The organism is Streptomyces sp. NPDC079141 (assembly GCF_040686775.1).
GTDB lineage: Bacteria > Actinomycetota > Actinomycetes > Streptomycetales > Streptomycetaceae > Streptomyces.
Genome location: NZ_JBFBLP010000002.1, coordinates 255,191 through 271,052, shown reverse-complemented (window position 1 = coordinate 271,052; position 15,862 = coordinate 255,191). Strand labels below are relative to the sequence as shown.

The following is a 15,862-nucleotide window of genomic DNA, read 5'->3' as shown; positions in this document are numbered from 1 at the left end:
AAGAACCCTGCCCAGCCGAAGAAACCACCACCGCCGAAGAAGCGGGCGCAGCCACCGCAGCCGCAGCCCGCGACGCTTCGCGCCCCGCCGCCGCGTCCAGCTCCGCCGTAGAAGCCGACGGCTCCCACTGTTCGCCCCGGGCGCCCGCGTCCATCGCCTCGTTGGCCAAGCGGTCCGCGTGCTTGTTCTGGGCGCGGGGGATCCACTCGTAGGTCACGCGGTCCGGTGGGAAGATTCTCGACGCCTCCATGGCCAGGGGCTTCATGTCGGGGTGCTTGATCTTCCAGCGGCCCGACATCTGCTCCACGACGAGCTTGGAGTCCATGCGGACGTGGACCGAGGCGGTGGGGTCCAGTTCGTGCGCGGCGCGCAGGCCGGCCAGCAGGCCCCGGTACTCGGCGACGTTGTTCGTCACGACGCCGAGGTATTCGGCACGCTCGGCCAGCGCCTGACCCGTCGCCGCGTCGCTGACCACGGCCCCGTAGCCCGCGGGCCCCGGGTTGCCCCGCGACCCGCCGTCGGCCTCGACGATGAACTCCCTCACCGCGAGCGCCCCTACAGACCCGACTCGGAGGTGCGCACCAGGATGCGGCCGCAGTTCTCGCAACGGATCACCGTGTCGGGAGCCGCCGAGCGGATCTCGTTGAGCTCGGTGATCGCCAGCTCCTGGCGGCAGCCCTGGCAGCTGCGCGCGTACAGCTTGGCCGCGCCGATGCCGCCCTGCTGCCCGCGCAGCTTGTCGTAGAGCTTCATCAGGTCGGCGGGGACGGACCCGGCGATGACCTCGCGCTCCTTGGTCACCGAGGCGGCCTCGCCGTCCAGCGTCTCGAAGGCCGCGTCCCGGCGCCCGGTCGCGTCGTCGATCTTCGACTGCACGGAGCCGACGCGCTCGGTCAGCTCCGCGACGCGCTCCTGCGCGGACTCACGGCGCTCCATGACCTCCAGGACCACGTCCTCCAGGTCGCCCTGCCGCTTGGCGAGGGAGGCGATCTCGCGCTGGAGGTTCTCCAGGTCCTTCGGGGAGGTGACGGCACCCGAGTCCAGGCGCTGCTGGTCGCGGGTGGCGCGCTGGCGGACCTGGTCGACGTCCTGCTCGGCCTTGGTCTGCTCGCGGGCGGTGTCGCTCTCCTCGGTCTGCGCGGCCACGAGCAGGTCGCGCAGCTGGGTGAGGTCCTTGGTCAGCGACTCGATCTCGGCGTGCTCGGGCAGCGACCGGCGCTTGTGCGCCAGCTGCTGGAGGCGGACGTCGAGGGCCTGGACGTCGAGAAGTCGGATCTGGTCGGCGGGCGCGGCGTTCAGTTGGGGGCTCCAGGTGAAGGGGAGTGACTGGTCCAGGGGTCGGTGACCGTCTTCGAGACGTGGACGCGCAGGTCCCATCCGTGCCGGTCGGAGATCTCGTCGAGCTGGGCGGCGGCCTGCTCGCACCAGGGCCACTCGGTGGCCCAGTGCGCTGCGTCGAGCAGCGCGAGAGGACTGTGGGCGCGGGCCTCGGAGGCCGGGTGGTGGCGCAGGTCCGCGGTGAGGAAGGCGTCGACGCCCGCCGCGCGTACGTCGTCGAACAGGCTGTCGCCGGAGCCGCCGCTCACGGCGACCGTGCGGACGACCGCCTCGGGGTCGCCGGCGACGCGGATGCCCTGCGCGGTGGCGGGCAGCCGCTCGGCGGCCCGCCGGGCGAGCTCGCGGACGGTCAGCGGGTGGTCGAGTTCGCAGATCCGGCCGAGGCCGCGGCGGCCGTCGGGGTCCGTCGGGTCGGGCACGAGCGGCCCTACGACCCTCAGGTCCAGCGCGCCGGCGAGGGCGTCGCTGACGCCGGGGTCGGCGGTGTCCGCGTTGGTGTGCGCCACGTGCAGCGCGATGTCGTTCTTGATCAGGGTGTGCACGACCCGGCCCTTGAAGTGCGAGGCCGCGACCGTCGTCGTACCGCGCAGGTAGAGCGGGTGGTGGGTGACCAGCAGGTCGGCACCGAGTTTCAGCGCCTCGTCGACGATCTCCTGGACCGGGTCGACGGCGAACAGGACCCGGGTGACCTCCTGGTCGGGGTCGCCCACGACGGTTCCGACCGCGTCCCAGGACTCGGCCCGCTCGGCGGGCCACAGGTTCTCCAGCGCGGCGATGACTTCAGACAGACGGGGCACGGGGAAAAGGCTACCTGCCTGTTCTCTTCCTCTGTACCGGCGCGGTACCCGCCGTTCCCGCTCAGCACACACGCCCCCGTTCCCTCAGGCGAATCGTTCCTGGGCCACCCTTATGTGTGAAGCGGAAGCCTCCCGGTCCCCCGCCTGTGCGTGCGAAAACTAGCTTCGTCGCCGGAGGTGACCAGACGATGACGGCCTGTGCCATCGAAGCGGCGGCGGGAGACTCGGACGGGGCCACGGCAGCGGACGGGGCCACGGGAGCCGGGGACGCCATGACCCCGGACGCCATCACCCCGTACCGGCCGTGCACCATCACCGCGGACGGCGCCTACGCCGCCCGGCTCGCGCTGGACGGTGACTGCTGGTTCCCGGAGCGCTGGACGCTGGACGGCCCGGAGCCGTACGCGGTGCCGCTGCCCGGCAACCAGCCCGAGGAGCCCGGCACCGAGGTGCAGCCGATGGGCGACGGGCGCGTCCTGATCTGCCGGCCCACCGACGGACGGCATGTCTTCTCACTGCTCTACCCGACCGGCCCCGGCACCGGCGAGCTGCTGCTGGGCGCGGTCGAGTGCCCCGACGGCGACACCCGGCTCCGGCTGCTGCCGCCGGCACCGTGCGGGCAGAAGGCCTACGCCCTCGCCGTCGGCCCGCGCTCCAGTGCGGTGTGGCTGGTGGCGGGCGGCGCCTTCGGGCCCGAGCACGTCGGGGAGATCCCGGGGCGCTGTTCGGGCGGGGTGTGGCTGGATCGCACGGGGCGGATGCTGGCCCTGGACCGGGAGACCGGCGGCCGGACCAAGACGGTCGTGGTGGACCTGGAGCGCGGCGGCGAGGTGTCGCCGCTGCTGCAGATCGCGGCGGACAGCGACGACCGGCTGCTGCTGGCGGACGCGGACAGCGGACTGCTGCTGATCGGCTCGGACGCGCCGGCGCCGGGGCAGGGGACGCGGCTGGGCTGGGGGGTGCTGGGCAGCACGCTGCCGGTGCGGTTCCCAGAGTGTCTGCGGGTGCCGGACTGCGCGGTGACACCGTTCGCGATCCAGCCGGGGCAGGTGCTGATGCCGGAGAGCTGCGGGGTGGCGCTGCGGGTGGACGGTCCGCTCGGCAGCTGGGTCGGCGTGTGGCGGCCCGCCGACCGGCATATGCATCACCTCCCGGCGCCGGAGGGCTGGTTGACGGGCGCCGGGCTGTGGACGAGGGACGGGGTGCTGCAACTGCCCTACTCCACCGGGGAGATGCCCTGTGGAGTGGTGCGGGTGGCGGCGCCCACGGGGGCGGGGGAACAGGGGGAGACGGGGGCGACGGGGGCCTCGGGGGACGCGGCTTCGGGGGATTCGGTCCGGGACGGTACGGCTTCGTCGGCGGCGGCCTCGGCCGAGGCCCCGGCGGCCGTCGAGGAGTCGGCGGACACGGATCCCCCGGAGCCCGCCGTGGCACGTCCGGTGCCCTTGCAGCAAGCGCCATTGGGGCGTCTTGTAACGAACTAGTGGCGGTTGGCGTGTGCGGCTGGATTCGGCCCGAGGTGCGACGGTTAGACTCGCCCGGCTGTCTGAAAGATCATGTTGACGGGGTGAATTTCTTCCGATGAGCGACGCCACTACGACCCAGCAGTCCGCTGAGGCCCAGGAGCACGCCGGTCACGGCAGGCACCGCGGTCCGGTCTCGTCCCACGACGGTGAGGCGGCCCCGCGCGGCCGTCACCGCAAGCCGGTGGAGCAGACCGAGACGGCGGCAGCCTGAACAACGGAAAACGGCCCCGCTCCTCGCCTTCGCGCGAGGGGCGGGGCCGTTTTCCGTATCCAGAGCCGCTTGAGCCTCTAGAGCCGCTTGAGCCCCAGCACCTCCGCCGCCGCGAACGTCTCCCCCGCCGGCCGGTCCGCGTAGTGCGGGCCGAGCAGGGTGTCCAGCTCGTCGTAGGTGAAGGTGTCCTGCTTGCTGTCGAACTGCGCGCGCACCCGCGGCCGTTCGACGATCGCCACCATGCCGCCGTGCACGACGAGCAGCTGGCCGTTGATCCGCGCGGCGGCGGGCGAGGCCAGATAGCCGACGAGCGGGGCGACATGCTCGGGGGCGAGGGGGTCAAGGCCCTCGGCGGGACGGCCGGCGGGGGCCTGTGCGAACACGTCCTGCGTCATCCGGGTCCGGGCGCGCGGGCAGATGGCGTTCGCCGTCACGCCGTACTTGGCGAGCGCGAGGGCCGTGGACGTGGTCAGGCCGACGATTCCGCCTTTTGCGGCGGCGTAGTTGGGCTGTCCCGCGGAACCGGCGAGGAACGCCTCCGAGGAGGTGTTCACGACCCTCCCGTACACCGGTCCGCCCGCGGCCTTGGAGAGCTCGCGCCAGTGCGCGGCCGCGAAGCGGATGGTGTTGAAGTGGCCCTTGAGGTGGACGCGGATGACTGTGTCCCACTCGTCCTCGGTCATGGAGAAGACCATGCGGTCGCGCAGGATGCCGGCGTTGTTGACCAGGATGTCCAGCCGGCCGAACTCCTCGACCGCCGACGCGACCAGCTGCGCGGCCTGCCGGAAGTCGGCCACGTCCCCGGCGTGGGCGACGGCCCGGCCGCCCGCCGCACGGATCTCGGCGACGACCTGCTCGGCGGGCCCGGCGGAGGACTCGCCCGAGCCGTCCCGGCCGGGCTGCCCGTAGTCGTTGACGACGACGGCCGCACCGAGCCGGGCCAGCTCCAGCGCCTCGGCCCGGCCGAGCCCGCGTCCGGCGCCGGTGACGATCGCGGTGAGCCCTTCCAGTGGCGTGGTCATGGACGCCCTCAGATCTCTATGCACGTACGCAGTGCGCTGCCCGTGCGCATCTGGTCGAGCGCCTCGTTGATCCCGGCCAGCGGCACCCGGTGGGTGATCAGGCCGTCCAGGTCGATCCGGCCCGCCCGCCACAGGGCGATCGTGCGCTCGTAGGAGCTCAGGACGTCTCCCCCGCCGTACAGCGACGGCAGGATCCGCTTCTCGTCGAAGAACAGCTCGAACATGTTGAGTTGCAGGAAGTCGTCCATGGCTCCGGCGCCGACGATCACGAGGGTGCCGCCGCGGCGGGTGTTCTCGTAGGCCGTGCGGGCGGTGGCGGACTTGCCGACGACCTCGAAGACGTAGTCGAAGCCCTCGCCGCCGGTGATCGTCTGCTTGGCGTCCGCCAGCTCCTCGGGCGAGACCGCCCTGGTGGCGCCGAACTTGAGCGCGGACTCACGGCGCGACACGACGGGGTCGACGGCGACGATCTCGGCGGCCCCCTTGAGCCGGGCGCCCTGGATCGCGGAGATGCCGACGCCGCCGCAGCCGATGACCGCGACCGACGAACCGGCCTCCACATCGGCGGTGTTGAGCGCGGCGCCCAGGCCCGTGGTGACCCCGCAGCCGATGAGCGCGGCGATGTCGAAGGGCACGTCGTCGGGGACCGGCACCGCGCAGCCGGCGTCGACGACGACCTCCTCGGCGAAGGTGCCGGTACCGGCGAAGCCGAAGACGTCACCGCCGGGGCGCTTGAAGTTGGGCGTTCCGGCGTTCATGAAACCGGCCAGGCACAGCTCGGTCTGCCCGCGTTTGCAGGCCGGGCAGGCGCCGCAGGCGGGCAGCCAGCACACGACGACCCGGTCACCGGGCCGCAGATTGCTGACGCCTTCCCCGACTTCGAGGATCTCCCCCGCACCCTCGTGCCCGGGCACGAACGGCGCCGGCTGCGGCAGAACGCCGCTCATCGCGGACAGGTCGGAGTGGCACAGCCCGGTGGCACGCACCCGGACCCTCACCCGGCCGGGGCCGAAGCCCACCGCCTCGATGTCGTCGAGGACCTCCAGCTTGTCCTGGCCGGTCTCCTGCAGTACGGCTGCGCGCATGGTGCGGCTCCCCTCGGACGTCGGTCTGGCTCAGGAGTGTTGGACGACGGTGTCGGCGAGAACGGGCGCGTCACCCCGCTCGACGGCGCTCACGGCTGCCCTGATCTCGGTGTCGGAGGTCCGCCACATCCGGATGCGCAGGGTCTCGCCCGGATACACGACCCCGGCGAACCGTGTGGCGTAGGACCGCACCCGGCCCACCTCGCCGTCGAGCAGCGTGTCGACGGCCGCCTTCAGGGTGATCCCGTAGGTGCACAGTCCGTGCAGGATGGGCCGGTCGAAGCCGGCCTTCGCGGCGAACTCGGGGTCGGCGTGCAGCGGGTTCCAGTCGCCGGACAGCCGGTAGAGCAGCGCCTGGTCCTCGCGGACGGCCCGCTCGACGGTCTTGTCCGGCTCGCCGGTCGGCGGCTCCGGGCGGACGGACGGCCCCCGCTCGCCGCCCCAGCCGCCTTCTCCGCGCAGGAAGATCTGCGCGTCGTTGGTCCACAACGGACCGTCCGGGTCGGCGACTTCGGTGCGCAGGACGAGGACGGCCGCCTTGCCCTTGTCGTGGACGGCGGCGATGCGGGAGGTGGCGGTGGCGGTGCCCTGTACGGGGATCGGCCGGTGGACCGTCAGGTCCTGCCCCCCGTGCAGGACCCTGGCCAGGTCGACCTCGATGCCGGGCATGGACAGACCGCTGATCACGCCCGGGGATCCGGCGCCGGCGACGGTGGCGAAGCTGGGCAGGACGTGCAGCCGGGACTCCAGGGTGTAGCGCAGCTCGTGCGGGTCGGTCGCCGGGATGCCCGCGCCGATGCCGAGGTGGTAGAGCTGCACGTCCTTGGAGTTCCAGGTGATCTCGCCGGTCCGGGGTTCGGCCGCGAGCGCCTTGGCTGCGTCGATGGGCATGAGGCTCCTGACAGGGCGATGGACGGCACGAGGGACGGGACGCGGAACTGGACGAGGAACAGGACGGGGCCAAGACCCCGGTGCGGCCGTCCGCACCGTCGGCCGCACCAGGGTCGTCACGGGGCCGTGGAACCCGCCCGTTCTAGAACGCGTTCCAGTACGGCGACCCTCTGTATAGCCCAGCTCATGGGAGTTGTGAAGACTGCTGACGGCATGTCAGAAATGCGGGCGGGCGGAGACCGGCGGCCCGATCTACGCTTGGGCCGTGAACGAGATGCCCCGGGATCACCGGCCCGCCAAGTCCATCAGGGTGCTGCTCGCCGGGGACCGCGCGATGACGCACGGGGCGCTCTCGGTACTGCTGGGCATGGAACCGGACCTCCAGGTCGTGGCGCGCGTCGGCACGCGGGACGCGATCGTGGACGCCGCGCTCACCTACCGGCCGGATGTCGCCCTCCTCGATGCCGACGACCTGGACGCCGCCGCCGAACTGCGCGACCAGGCCCCCGACTGCCGGGTGCTGATCCTCGCCACCTCCGGCCGGCCCGGCTATCTGCGCCGGGCCATGGCGGCGGGAGCCGCGGGCTTCCTGGTGAAGGACGGGCCCGTGGAAGAACTGGCCTCCGCGATCCGCCGGGTACTGACCGGAGAGACGGTGATCGATCCGGCGCTGGCCGGCGGGATGGAGGAGGTCTAGGAGCGGGGGGCGTCCGAGGCCGTCGGCGGCACCTGGCTCTGCACCGACTTGTACTCCGTGTCCTTCGGCGCCAGGCACACGTACCAGTAGAACGGGGCTCCCTCGACCGAGCGGATCGTCGAGCCGTCGTCGTCGGCGAGGTCGCCCTCCCAGGTCTTCTGCAGATGCGTCTCCGTCCCGTCCTTCCACATGCAACTGACGTTCCCGACCGACTTGGCGACCTGGCCGACCACCAAGCGGTCCGGGCCGCTGGAGCCGGGTTCCAGGGGAACGGCCGCCGTGAGGTGGAGCGGGAGCGCCTCCTTGCCCTCGTAGGCACCCTGCGCGATCTCTCCGTACTGCTCTCCGACGGTCCTGCCCACGAAGTACGCGCTCTTGCCGACGAGTTCGGACGCCGACTGGACGCCGTCGGGCTTCGTCCCGTACTCCTCCATCGCCTCCAGCTGGGCCCGCGCCTCCTTCACGTTCTGCGGGGTCGCCCACAGTTCCAGGACCACACTCCAGTCCGTGCCGTCCTCTCTGCCGACCGCCAGAGCGGTCGACGCGGGCTTGAGCAGGTCCGTCGGCACGGCGGGCGTCGTCGCCACCGAAGCCCCGCGGTCTGCGTCCCGGCTCGGCAGCCCCGCCACCGCCAGCGCACCGCTCGACCCGGCGATCACCAGCGCCGTGGCCGTGGCCACCGCCCAGCGGCGGGCTCTGCGGCGGCGTCCGCCGCGCAGGACGGCCTGGGTGGGGGCTATACCGATCTCGACCTCGTCCGCGGCATCCGCCAGCAGGAGGGCGATGTCCCTGTGCGTCATGTCGTGGTTCGTCTCCCGGTCCGCGTTCATCACTTCCGCCCTCCGTGCGTCACCGTCTCGGCCAGACTCGGTATGGCGCGGAGTTTGGCGATCCCCTTGGCCGCGTTGCTCTTCACCGCGCCGACGGAACAGCCCATCGCCTCCGCCACCTGCGTCTCGGTCAGGTCCTCCCAGTACCGCAGGACCACCGCCTCCCGCTGCCGCGGCGGCAGCTGGGCGAGCGCCGTCAGCAGCGCGTTGCGGTCGTCGGCCTGGGCGATGCGGTCACCGGCGTCGGCCACCTCGCGCACCAGGCCGGAGTCGTCCCTGGGTGCCAGGAACTCCTTGAGCCGTCTGCGGTGCTTGCGCGCATGCGCGTTGATCATCACGCGCCGTACGTACGCGTCCGGCTCGTCGGCCGTGCCGACCTTGCGCCAGGCCACGTAGACCTGTTCGAGCGTCGACTGGACCAGGTCCTCCGCGGCGTGCTGCTCCCCCGTGAGGAGAAATGCCGTGCGCATCAAGCGCGGCCAGCGGCCGGCGACGAAGCTCTGGAACTCCGCGTCCCGAGCCTGATTGCGATCCCCCATGGGCACCTCCTAGATGTTTGAAGGAGTCCATGAGTCGCCCGGATCGTTGCCTCCGCTCGGAAAGATCCTCCCGAGCGGCTCGCCACGCAGCAGCCCTCAGCTCGCCGCAGCCTTCCGCGGCAACCACACCACCATCAACAAAGCCCCCGCCACCAACACCCCGGCCCCCACCCGGAACACCAGCGCGTACCCCTCGGTCAGCGCCTCCGGCGTCACGCTCTCCCCGGTCCGCGCCGCCGCGATGGTCGACATGACGGCCAGTCCGAGCGAACCCCCCATGATGCGCGAGGTGTTGATCAGGCCGGACAGCAGTCCGGCCTCCTGCGGCGGCGCCCCGGACGTGCCGAGTGCGGCCAGCGGGGTCGCCGCCAGGCCCGCGCCCAGCAGCATCAGGATCCCCGGGAACATGATCGCCGTGAGATAGGAACCGTCCGCGGTCATCGCCGACTGCCAGGCGAAGCCCACGGCCGACACGACGGTGCCGAGCGCCGCCAGATGGCGTGCCCCGAGCCGTCGCATGAACCAGGGCGCGAGCTTGGAGCCGATGATGATGGCCACCGAACTCGGCACCAGCGCGAGACCGGCCTCGACCGGCGTGTAGCCGAGGACGTTCTGCGCGTACAGCGTCATGAAGAACCACATGCAGAACATCGCGAACCCGCACACGAACATCGCCGCGTTCGCCGACGCCACCGACCGCCGCGCCAGCAGCCCGAGCGGCATCAGCGGCGCCGCCGTACGCGCCTCCACGGCGAGGAAGAGCCCGATCAGCACGAGCCCGGCGCACAGCGGCACCAGCGCGGCGGCGGCCGTCCAGCCCTCGGCCTCGGTCTGCGAGATGCCGTAGGCGAGGGTGGCCAGGCCCGTCGTCACCAGCACGGCGCCCGGCAGGTCGAGCCGCCGCCCGTCCCCGTCCCGGCTCTCCGCCAGGTACCGGGCGGCCCCGTACAGGACCACCGCCCCGATGGGCACGTTGATCAGCAGCACCCAGCGCCAGGACAGCAGGTCGACCAGTACGCCGCCGACGAATCCGCCGGCCGCGCCGCCGCCCGCGCCCACGGCGGTCCAGGTGGCTATGGCCCGCGCCCGGGCCGCGCCCTCCGGCACGGCCGAGGTGAGGATGGTCAGCGTCGACGGCGACAGTACGGCCGCGCCCAGCCCCTGCACGGCCCGCGCGAGCAGCAGCTGCCAGTCGTCCTGGGCCAGCCCGCCGCCCAGCGAGGCCAGCGTGAACAGGCCGAGCCCGACCAGGAACATGCGCTTGCGTCCGTAGAGGTCGCCGGCCCGGCCGCCCAGCAGCATGAACCCGGCGAAGGCGATGGCGTAGCCGTTCACCACCCACTGGAGCCCCTGCTCGCTCAGTGCGAGGTCGGCCCGCATCGACGGCAGGGCGACGTTCACGACGGACACGTCGAGCACGACCAGGAACTGTCCGGCGCAGGCGAGCGCCACCACCAGCCAGGTGGGAATCACGGCACGACGGGTCACTTGGGTGGCGTCAGCGGCTCGCAGCATGACTGTCATGCTCTCAACCACCTCATGCCCCTGGCATCGGAATTTTGGCCTAGTCCTGCCGTCCGTGCGGACCTGGACCGTCCTTCCTGCGGACTACGACCGTCCGTCAAGGGAGAGTCAAGATTTCGTTAGCCGTCCAAAGCATCGGAATAGTTGCCCCGGGGCACCGAGTTCAAGCTACACATGACACGAACGACCACCGACCGGCCCGCCCTCGTCCCCGTACTCGCCTTCGCGGGCATCGTGGTCGCGGTGATGCAGACCCTGCTGGTCCCGGTCATCAAGGACCTGCCGCAGCTGTTGGAGACCTCCCCCAGCAACGCCACCTGGGTCCTCACCTCCACCCTGCTCTCCGGCGCCGTGGCCACCCCGATCATGGGCCGCCTCGGCGACCTGTACGGCAAGCGGCGGATGCTGGTCCTCAGTCTCGCCGTGATGGTGGCCGGCGCCCTGGTCAGCGCCGTCACCAGCGCACTGCTCCCGATGATCGTCGGCCGTACGCTCCAGGGCTTCGCGATGGGCGCCATCCCGCTCGGCATCGGCCTGATGCGCGACATGCTGCCCCGTGAGCGGCTCGGCTCGGCGATGGCCCTGATGAGCTCCTCGATCGGCGTCGGCGGCGGACTCGCGCTGCCCGCGGCGGCCCTGGTCGCCCAGCACGCCGACTGGCACGCCCTCTTCTACGGCGCGGCCGGCCTCGGCGTCCTCTCCATCGCCCTCACCTACCTCGTCGTACCGGAATCGGAGTCCCGCGCCGAGGGCTCCTTCGACCTGCCCGGGGCGCTCGGCCTCTCCACCGGCCTGGTCCTCTTCCTCCTCCCCATCACCAAGGGCAGCGACTGGGGCTGGAGCTCCGCCACCACGCTCGGCCTGTTCGCCGGATCCGTCGTGGTCCTGCTCCTGTGGGGCGTCTACGAGCTGCGCGCCAAGGCCCCCCTCGTCGACCTGCGCACCACGGCCCGCCCCGCCGTCCTCTTCACCAACCTCGCCTCGATCATGGTCGGCGTCTCCTTCTACGTCGTCTCGCTGGTCCTGCCCCAGCTCCTCCAGCTGCCCACCGCCACCGGCTACGGCCTCGGCCAGTCGATGGTCGTCGCGGGCCTGCTCGTCGCGCCGCTCGGCCTGACGATGATGTTCACGGCACCCGTGTACGCCCGTCTGTCGGCGAAGTACGGCCCCAAGTTCACCCTGATCCTCGGCCTGCTGATCATCGCGATCGGCTACGGCGCCGGCCTCGGCCTGATGAGCGCCGCCTGGCAGAGCCTGGTCATCGCGGTGCTGCTCGGCGCGGGTATCGGGCTGGCGTACTCCTCGCTCCCCGCGCTGATCGTCGGCGCGGTCCCGGCCTCGGAGACGGGCGCGGCGAACGGCCTCAACACGCTGATGCGGTCCATCGGTACGTCCGTCTCCAGCGCCGTCATCGGCATGGTGCTGGCCAACACGGCGAACACCGTGAACGGCGTGGAGATCCCGACCATGCACGGTTTCCGCGTCTCCTTCCTGATCGCGACCGGCGCGGTGGCGATCGGGCTGGTCCTCGCCCTCTTCCTGCCGAAGCCCAACCGCGCGCCCCAACTGCGCGCCAGCAGCGAGGAGGACGCCAACCTGGCCCGCGCCGAGCAGGCACTGCGCGGCTTCCGCGGCCGGGTCCTGGACGCCGGCGGCGCTCCCGTCGCCCGCGCGAAGGTCACGCTGATCGACCACCGCGGCCGTCAGGCGGGCGCCACGCTCTCGGCGGAGGACGGCAGCTACGCGCTCGCGGTCCCGGCGCAGGGCGCGTACGTCCTGGCCGCGCAGGCCAACGGCCATGGACCGCACGCCTCGTCCGCGACCCACGCGGGCGACGAGGGCACGGTCGACGTGGACCTCCCGCTGCCGGGCGAGGCCGTCTCGGCGCTCTGAGGCGCACCGAGAACTTCGACGAGCGGTGAACCGGGCGACACCCGCCCGTTGAATTGACGCAGGAATCTCCTCCGTCATGAACGTCCGTAGATCCCTCACGATCCCCTATAGAAAGGCGGCCGCCGCCCTGGTGGCCGCCCTTGTCTGCGCGCCCGTCCTGACGGGTTCGTCGCTGACCGGCTCGATACCGACCGCGGCGGCCGCCGAACCGGTCGTCAACGCCCGCCTCTTCAACCAGGGCACCGGCTTCTGTCTGGCCAACCCCTCCTCCAGCCCGGACAACGGCACCGTGATGTTCCAGTGGTCGTGCAGCTACAGCGACAGCAACTACTGGTCGCTGAAGCCGATGACGGGCGGCGGCTACCACGTCGTCAACAAGGCGAGCGGCAAGTGCCTGGCCATCGCGGGCGGCAACCCGGATCCCGGCGTCAAGGCCATCCAGTGGGGCTGCGGCACCGAGCAGCTCGACGAGCAGGTCTGGCTCCACGACGGCACCGAGCGGCTGAAGAACGCCGAGACCGGCCTGTGCCTCGCCATCCCCAACACCAGCCCGACCGTCGGCACGCAGGCCGTCCAGTGGACCTGCGGCACGAACAAGGACCAGCAATGGCTGTGGTAACCCGCAAGCGGGCCGTGCCCGCGCTCCTGACCGCGCTGGTCCTCGCCGTCCTGACCGGGCTCCTGCTGCCCGGACCGGCCTCCGCCGAGGGCACGTCGGGCGAGTCGTCCGCCCATATCCAGGCGACGACCGAGGGCGACGGCCCCCGCACCCCCGACATCATCGCCACCAGCGCGAACAACGCGGTCGTGGCCTGGCGGGAGGGCATCGTCCCGGGCCAGGTCGACCACGGCTACATCCGGTACGCGTACACCACCAACGGCGGCACCAATTGGAGCCACCCGCAGGTCCTCGCCCAGGACACCAGCGAGTACTCCTGGCACTTCGTGGTCCTCTACGAGACGGGCGGCGAGCTGTTCGCCTACCTCGGCCGGACCAAGTCGTCGGACAGCAACAACTCCGGCCTGCCGATCGACGCCATCGTGGTCAAGCGCAGCACCGACGAGGGCCACACCTGGCAGGACTACCCCGTCACCATGCCGCTGGACCTCCCGGACACGGCCGCCGACGAGGGGCTCGCGAACCTCATCTTCGCCGGACGCCCGGTCAAGCTGGCCAGCGGCAAGCACGTCATCCCGTTCTGGGCCTCGGGCCGCGAGAACGGCGTGCTGATCTCCTCGGACCTGAAGACCTGGACGGCCGGCGGCATAGTGCCCGACCCGTCGAACCTCGACGCCGCCGAACCCCAGATCGCCGTCTCGCAGGACGACCCGAACAAGCTGGTCATGGTCGCCCGGAGCGTCGACACCCAGACCCGGGCGGCGACGGCCACGAGTTCCGACGGCGGCCTGACCTGGACCCCGTTCACGCTCGACAGCAACCTGCCGAGCCTCAACTCCAAGGTCCAGTTCATCAAGGACTCCAACGGCCAGTACCTGACCCTCTACAACACCGCCACCAGCCGTGACGTACTGAACTACAAGACCAAGCGCCCCGGCGCCGCCTGGAGCGCGGGCAAGTTCTTCGCCAACGGCGCGACGGCCGACCAGGACCCCGACCAGCAGAACACCACGGGCCGGGGCTGGGACACGTACCCGATGGCCGACGAGTACGCGCCGGGCAAGTTCTACGTCGCGTGGGAGTTCGACACCTCGCGCATCAAAGTGAACAGACTGGACATCTCGGACGCACCCTGAGCCACTTGATCCACCCCCGCCGTACCCCCGGTCGCCCGCCGACCGGGCGGTACGGCAGCATGGGGCGCCGAAACGCTCGTACGACCGAAAGGCCCTCATGAAGCCGGAGCCCGAGATCCTGGCCGCTTTCGAGGCGGCGAAGGGGTTCATGCCGGCCGGTGAGGGCCTGGCCCTGTACGCGGCGGCGGTGGAGGCGGGCAGGCTCGGCCTTCCCCTGCTGGAGGTCGGCACGTACTGCGGCCGCTCCACGATCCTGCTGGCCGACGCGGCCCGCGCGGCCGGTGTGACCGCCCTCACCGTCGACCACCACCGCGGCAGCGAGGAGCAGCAGCCCGGCTGGGAGTACCACGACCCGCAGACGGTCGACCCCGAGATCGGCCTGATGGACACGCTGCCGACCTTCCGCCGCACCCTGCACCGTGCCGGCCTGGAGGACCACGTCATCGCCCTCGTCGGCCGCTCCCCGCAGGTGGCGCGGATCTGGGGCGCCCCCCTCGGCCTGGTCTTCATCGACGGCGGCCACACCGACGAGCACGCGGGCGCCGACTACGAGGGCTGGGCCCCCCATGTGGCCCAGGGCGGCCTGCTCGTCATCCACGACGTCTTCCCGGACCCGGTGGACGAGTTCACCGGCCAGGCCCCGTACCGCATCTACCTCAGGGCCCTCGCGTCCGGCGCGTTCACCGAGGTCTCGGCAACCGACTCGCTGCGCGTCCTGCGGCGAACGGGGGCGGGGATCTGAGGGCGCCGTTAGAGTCGCAGACGTGTCGTACGTAGGTCCGGACTTCGATCCACAGCCCCGCCGCCCCCGCCGCCGCCCGCTCACGGTGGCACTCGCCGCGCTCGTGCCGGGCGCGCTGCTCGGCTGGGTGGTGTACGAGGCGGTCGGCGGCCCGGGTGACGGGGACGGATCGGACGCGGTGGCCTCCCCCTCCCCGTCGGCCACGTCCAGGAGCGCCCCGCCCTCGACGCCCTCCACCGCCGACGACGACGAGAAGCCCAGCCCGAGCCCCACGACCTCCGCGCCCGCCGCCTCCGGCCCCCTCAAGGGCAAGGTCGTCGTGATCGACCCGGGCCACAACCCGAGCAACTTCCAGCACACGGCCGAGATCAACCGCAAGGTGAACATCGGCACCGGCTCCAAGGAGTGCGACACCACCGGCACATCCACGAACTCCGGTTACACCGAGGCCAAGTTCACCCTGGACGTCGCCCACCGCCTGCGCACCCTGCTGAAGCAGCAGGGCGCCACGGTGAAACTGACCCAGGACGGCGACCGCGCCTACGGCCCCTGCATCGACGAGCGGGCGCGGATCGGCAACAAGGCCGAGGCCGACGCGGTGGTGTCGATCCACGCGGACGGCGCGGGCTCCGGCCAGCGGGGCTTCCACGTCATCCTGCCCGGAGCGGTGAACTCCGGCGCCGCCGACACCCGCCCGATCGTCGCCTCCTCCCGCGACCTCGGCGAGCGCATCGCGGGCAACTTCGTCCGTGCCACCGGCAGCGCCCCCTCCAACTACGTCGGCGACGGCACCGGACTCGTCACGCGTAAGGATCTCGGCGGTCTCAATCTGTCAACGGTTCCCAAGGTGTTCATCGAGTGCGGCAACATGCGCGATAGCAAGGACGCGGGGCAGCTGACCAGTGGGGCCTGGCGGCAGAAAGCGGCGCGGGGGATCTCTGAGGGAATCGTGAGTTTCCTGCGCGGGTAGCGATCAACGCACGGATCCCGGCGGACACCCTGGTGGGGCGGA

Annotated in this window: 16 protein-coding genes and 1 pseudogene; 8 read left to right on the top strand and 9 right to left on the bottom strand. The window is 71.7% G+C overall.

Going from position 1 to position 15,862, the window contains the following annotated elements; genetic code table 11:
* The 3 genes from AB0Q90_RS06320 to AB0Q90_RS06310 form a co-directional block, all read right to left on the bottom strand.
* Positions 1 to 544: reverse transcriptase-like protein (locus AB0Q90_RS06320; protein WP_365732700.1), on the bottom strand; the 544-nt coding region annotated here is incomplete at its 3' end.
* 11 nt (positions 545 to 555) lie between these two features.
* A complete protein-coding gene (locus AB0Q90_RS06315) occupies positions 556 to 1,299 on the bottom strand; it encodes a C4-type zinc ribbon domain-containing protein (protein ID WP_363159774.1) in 744 nt (247 codons plus the stop codon).
* Positions 1,296 to 2,135, bottom strand: coding sequence for a Nif3-like dinuclear metal center hexameric protein (locus AB0Q90_RS06310; protein ID WP_363159557.1), 840 nt, complete (start codon positions 2,133 to 2,135; stop codon positions 1,296 to 1,298). The genes AB0Q90_RS06315 and AB0Q90_RS06310 overlap by 4 nt, the downstream gene beginning before the upstream one ends.
* Positions 2,136 to 2,323: 188 nt before the next feature.
* On the opposite strand from AB0Q90_RS06310, the gene AB0Q90_RS06305 reads away from it, so the two are divergent.
* Positions 2,324 to 3,619: a hypothetical protein gene (locus AB0Q90_RS06305; RefSeq protein WP_363159558.1), complete on the top strand. Its 1,296-nt coding sequence runs from the start codon at positions 2,324 to 2,326 to the stop codon at positions 3,617 to 3,619.
* Positions 3,620 to 3,716: 97 nt separating this feature from the next.
* Positions 3,717 to 3,872 (top strand): hypothetical protein, encoded by a 156-nt coding sequence (locus AB0Q90_RS06300; protein ID WP_363159559.1) that lies wholly within the window; start codon positions 3,717 to 3,719, stop codon positions 3,870 to 3,872.
* A 77-nt stretch (positions 3,873 to 3,949) separates the two neighbouring features.
* On the opposite strand, the gene AB0Q90_RS06295 is transcribed toward AB0Q90_RS06300, so the two are convergent.
* From AB0Q90_RS06295 to AB0Q90_RS06285, 3 genes are read right to left on the bottom strand one after another with little or no spacing between them, the layout of a single operon-like run.
* Positions 3,950 to 4,894 carry a 3-oxoacyl-ACP reductase gene (locus AB0Q90_RS06295; protein ID WP_363159560.1) on the bottom strand — a complete coding sequence of 315 codons (945 nt, stop codon included), beginning with the start codon at positions 4,892 to 4,894 and terminating at the stop codon, positions 3,950 to 3,952.
* An 8-nt stretch (positions 4,895 to 4,902) separates the two neighbouring features.
* On the bottom strand, positions 4,903 to 5,979 hold the full coding sequence (locus tag AB0Q90_RS06290; protein ID WP_363159561.1) for a Zn-dependent alcohol dehydrogenase: 1,077 nt from the start codon (positions 5,977 to 5,979) through the stop codon (positions 4,903 to 4,905).
* Between the two features lie 30 nt (positions 5,980 to 6,009).
* Positions 6,010 to 6,870, bottom strand: coding sequence for a MaoC/PaaZ C-terminal domain-containing protein (locus AB0Q90_RS06285; protein WP_363159562.1), 861 nt, complete (start codon positions 6,868 to 6,870; stop codon positions 6,010 to 6,012).
* Positions 6,871 to 7,144: 274 nt separating this feature from the next.
* Between AB0Q90_RS06285 and AB0Q90_RS06280 the strand changes: the two are divergent.
* Positions 7,145 to 7,546: pseudogene (locus tag AB0Q90_RS06280) on the top strand (response regulator); the annotation flags it as partial.
* Positions 7,547 to 7,563: 17 nt separating this feature from the next.
* Here the strand turns inward: AB0Q90_RS06280 and AB0Q90_RS06275 are convergent.
* The 3 genes from AB0Q90_RS06275 to AB0Q90_RS06265 form a co-directional block, all read right to left on the bottom strand.
* Positions 7,564 to 8,367, bottom strand: coding sequence for a hypothetical protein (locus AB0Q90_RS06275; protein ID WP_363159563.1), 804 nt, complete (start codon positions 8,365 to 8,367; stop codon positions 7,564 to 7,566).
* 29 nt (positions 8,368 to 8,396) lie between these two features.
* Positions 8,397 to 8,936 (bottom strand): SigE family RNA polymerase sigma factor, encoded by a 540-nt coding sequence (locus AB0Q90_RS06270; protein WP_363159564.1) that lies wholly within the window; start codon positions 8,934 to 8,936, stop codon positions 8,397 to 8,399.
* Positions 8,937 to 9,032: 96 nt separating this feature from the next.
* Positions 9,033 to 10,460 (bottom strand): MFS transporter, encoded by a 1,428-nt coding sequence (locus AB0Q90_RS06265; protein WP_363159565.1) that lies wholly within the window; start codon positions 10,458 to 10,460, stop codon positions 9,033 to 9,035.
* A gap of 174 nt (positions 10,461 to 10,634) precedes the next feature.
* Here AB0Q90_RS06265 and AB0Q90_RS06260 point away from each other — a divergent pair, with 174 nt between their 5' ends.
* From AB0Q90_RS06260 to AB0Q90_RS06240, 5 genes are all read left to right on the top strand, one after another.
* Positions 10,635 to 12,353 (top strand): MFS transporter, encoded by a 1,719-nt coding sequence (locus AB0Q90_RS06260; RefSeq protein ID WP_363159566.1) that lies wholly within the window; start codon positions 10,635 to 10,637, stop codon positions 12,351 to 12,353.
* A 76-nt stretch (positions 12,354 to 12,429) separates the two neighbouring features.
* On the top strand, positions 12,430 to 12,972 hold the full coding sequence (locus AB0Q90_RS06255; RefSeq protein ID WP_363159567.1) for an RICIN domain-containing protein: 543 nt from the start codon (positions 12,430 to 12,432) through the stop codon (positions 12,970 to 12,972).
* A complete protein-coding gene (locus tag AB0Q90_RS06250) occupies positions 12,960 to 14,108 on the top strand; it encodes a sialidase family protein (RefSeq protein ID WP_363159568.1) in 1,149 nt (382 codons plus the stop codon). The genes AB0Q90_RS06255 and AB0Q90_RS06250 overlap by 13 nt, the downstream gene beginning before the upstream one ends.
* 97 nt (positions 14,109 to 14,205) lie before the next feature.
* Complete coding sequence (locus AB0Q90_RS06245) at positions 14,206 to 14,850, top strand: class I SAM-dependent methyltransferase (RefSeq protein WP_363159569.1); 645 nt, start codon at positions 14,206 to 14,208, stop codon at positions 14,848 to 14,850.
* A 22-nt stretch (positions 14,851 to 14,872) separates the two neighbouring features.
* Positions 14,873 to 15,820 carry an N-acetylmuramoyl-L-alanine amidase gene (locus tag AB0Q90_RS06240; RefSeq protein WP_363159570.1) on the top strand — a complete coding sequence of 316 codons (948 nt, stop codon included), beginning with the start codon at positions 14,873 to 14,875 and terminating at the stop codon, positions 15,818 to 15,820.
* Positions 15,821 to 15,862: the final 42 nt, after the last annotated feature.

Bases quoted from the DNA above. Each gene is read 5' to 3' on its own strand.
- AB0Q90_RS06270 (WP_363159564.1), bottom strand. From the start codon at position 8,936: ATGGGGGATCGCAATCAGGCTCGGGACGCGGAGTTCCAGAGCTTCGTC.
- AB0Q90_RS06290 (WP_363159561.1), bottom strand. From the start codon at position 5,979: ATGCGCGCAGCCGTACTGCAGGAGACCGGCCAGGACAAGCTGGAGGTC.
- AB0Q90_RS06295 (WP_363159560.1), bottom strand. From the start codon at position 4,894: ATGACCACGCCACTGGAAGGGCTCACCGCGATCGTCACCGGCGCCGGA.
- AB0Q90_RS06305 (WP_363159558.1), top strand. From the start codon at position 2,324: ATGACGGCCTGTGCCATCGAAGCGGCGGCGGGAGACTCGGACGGGGCC.
- AB0Q90_RS06250 (WP_363159568.1), top strand. From the start codon at position 12,960: ATGGCTGTGGTAACCCGCAAGCGGGCCGTGCCCGCGCTCCTGACCGCG.
- AB0Q90_RS06265 (WP_363159565.1), bottom strand. From the start codon at position 10,460: ATGACAGTCATGCTGCGAGCCGCTGACGCCACCCAAGTGACCCGTCGT.
- AB0Q90_RS06260 (WP_363159566.1), top strand. From the start codon at position 10,635: ATGACACGAACGACCACCGACCGGCCCGCCCTCGTCCCCGTACTCGCC.
- AB0Q90_RS06275 (WP_363159563.1), bottom strand. From the start codon at position 8,367: ATGACGCACAGGGACATCGCCCTCCTGCTGGCGGATGCCGCGGACGAG.
- AB0Q90_RS06285 (WP_363159562.1), bottom strand. From the start codon at position 6,870: ATGCCCATCGACGCAGCCAAGGCGCTCGCGGCCGAACCCCGGACCGGC.
- AB0Q90_RS06300 (WP_363159559.1), top strand. From the start codon at position 3,717: ATGAGCGACGCCACTACGACCCAGCAGTCCGCTGAGGCCCAGGAGCAC.
- AB0Q90_RS06255 (WP_363159567.1), top strand. From the start codon at position 12,430: ATGAACGTCCGTAGATCCCTCACGATCCCCTATAGAAAGGCGGCCGCC.
- AB0Q90_RS06245 (WP_363159569.1), top strand. From the start codon at position 14,206: ATGAAGCCGGAGCCCGAGATCCTGGCCGCTTTCGAGGCGGCGAAGGGG.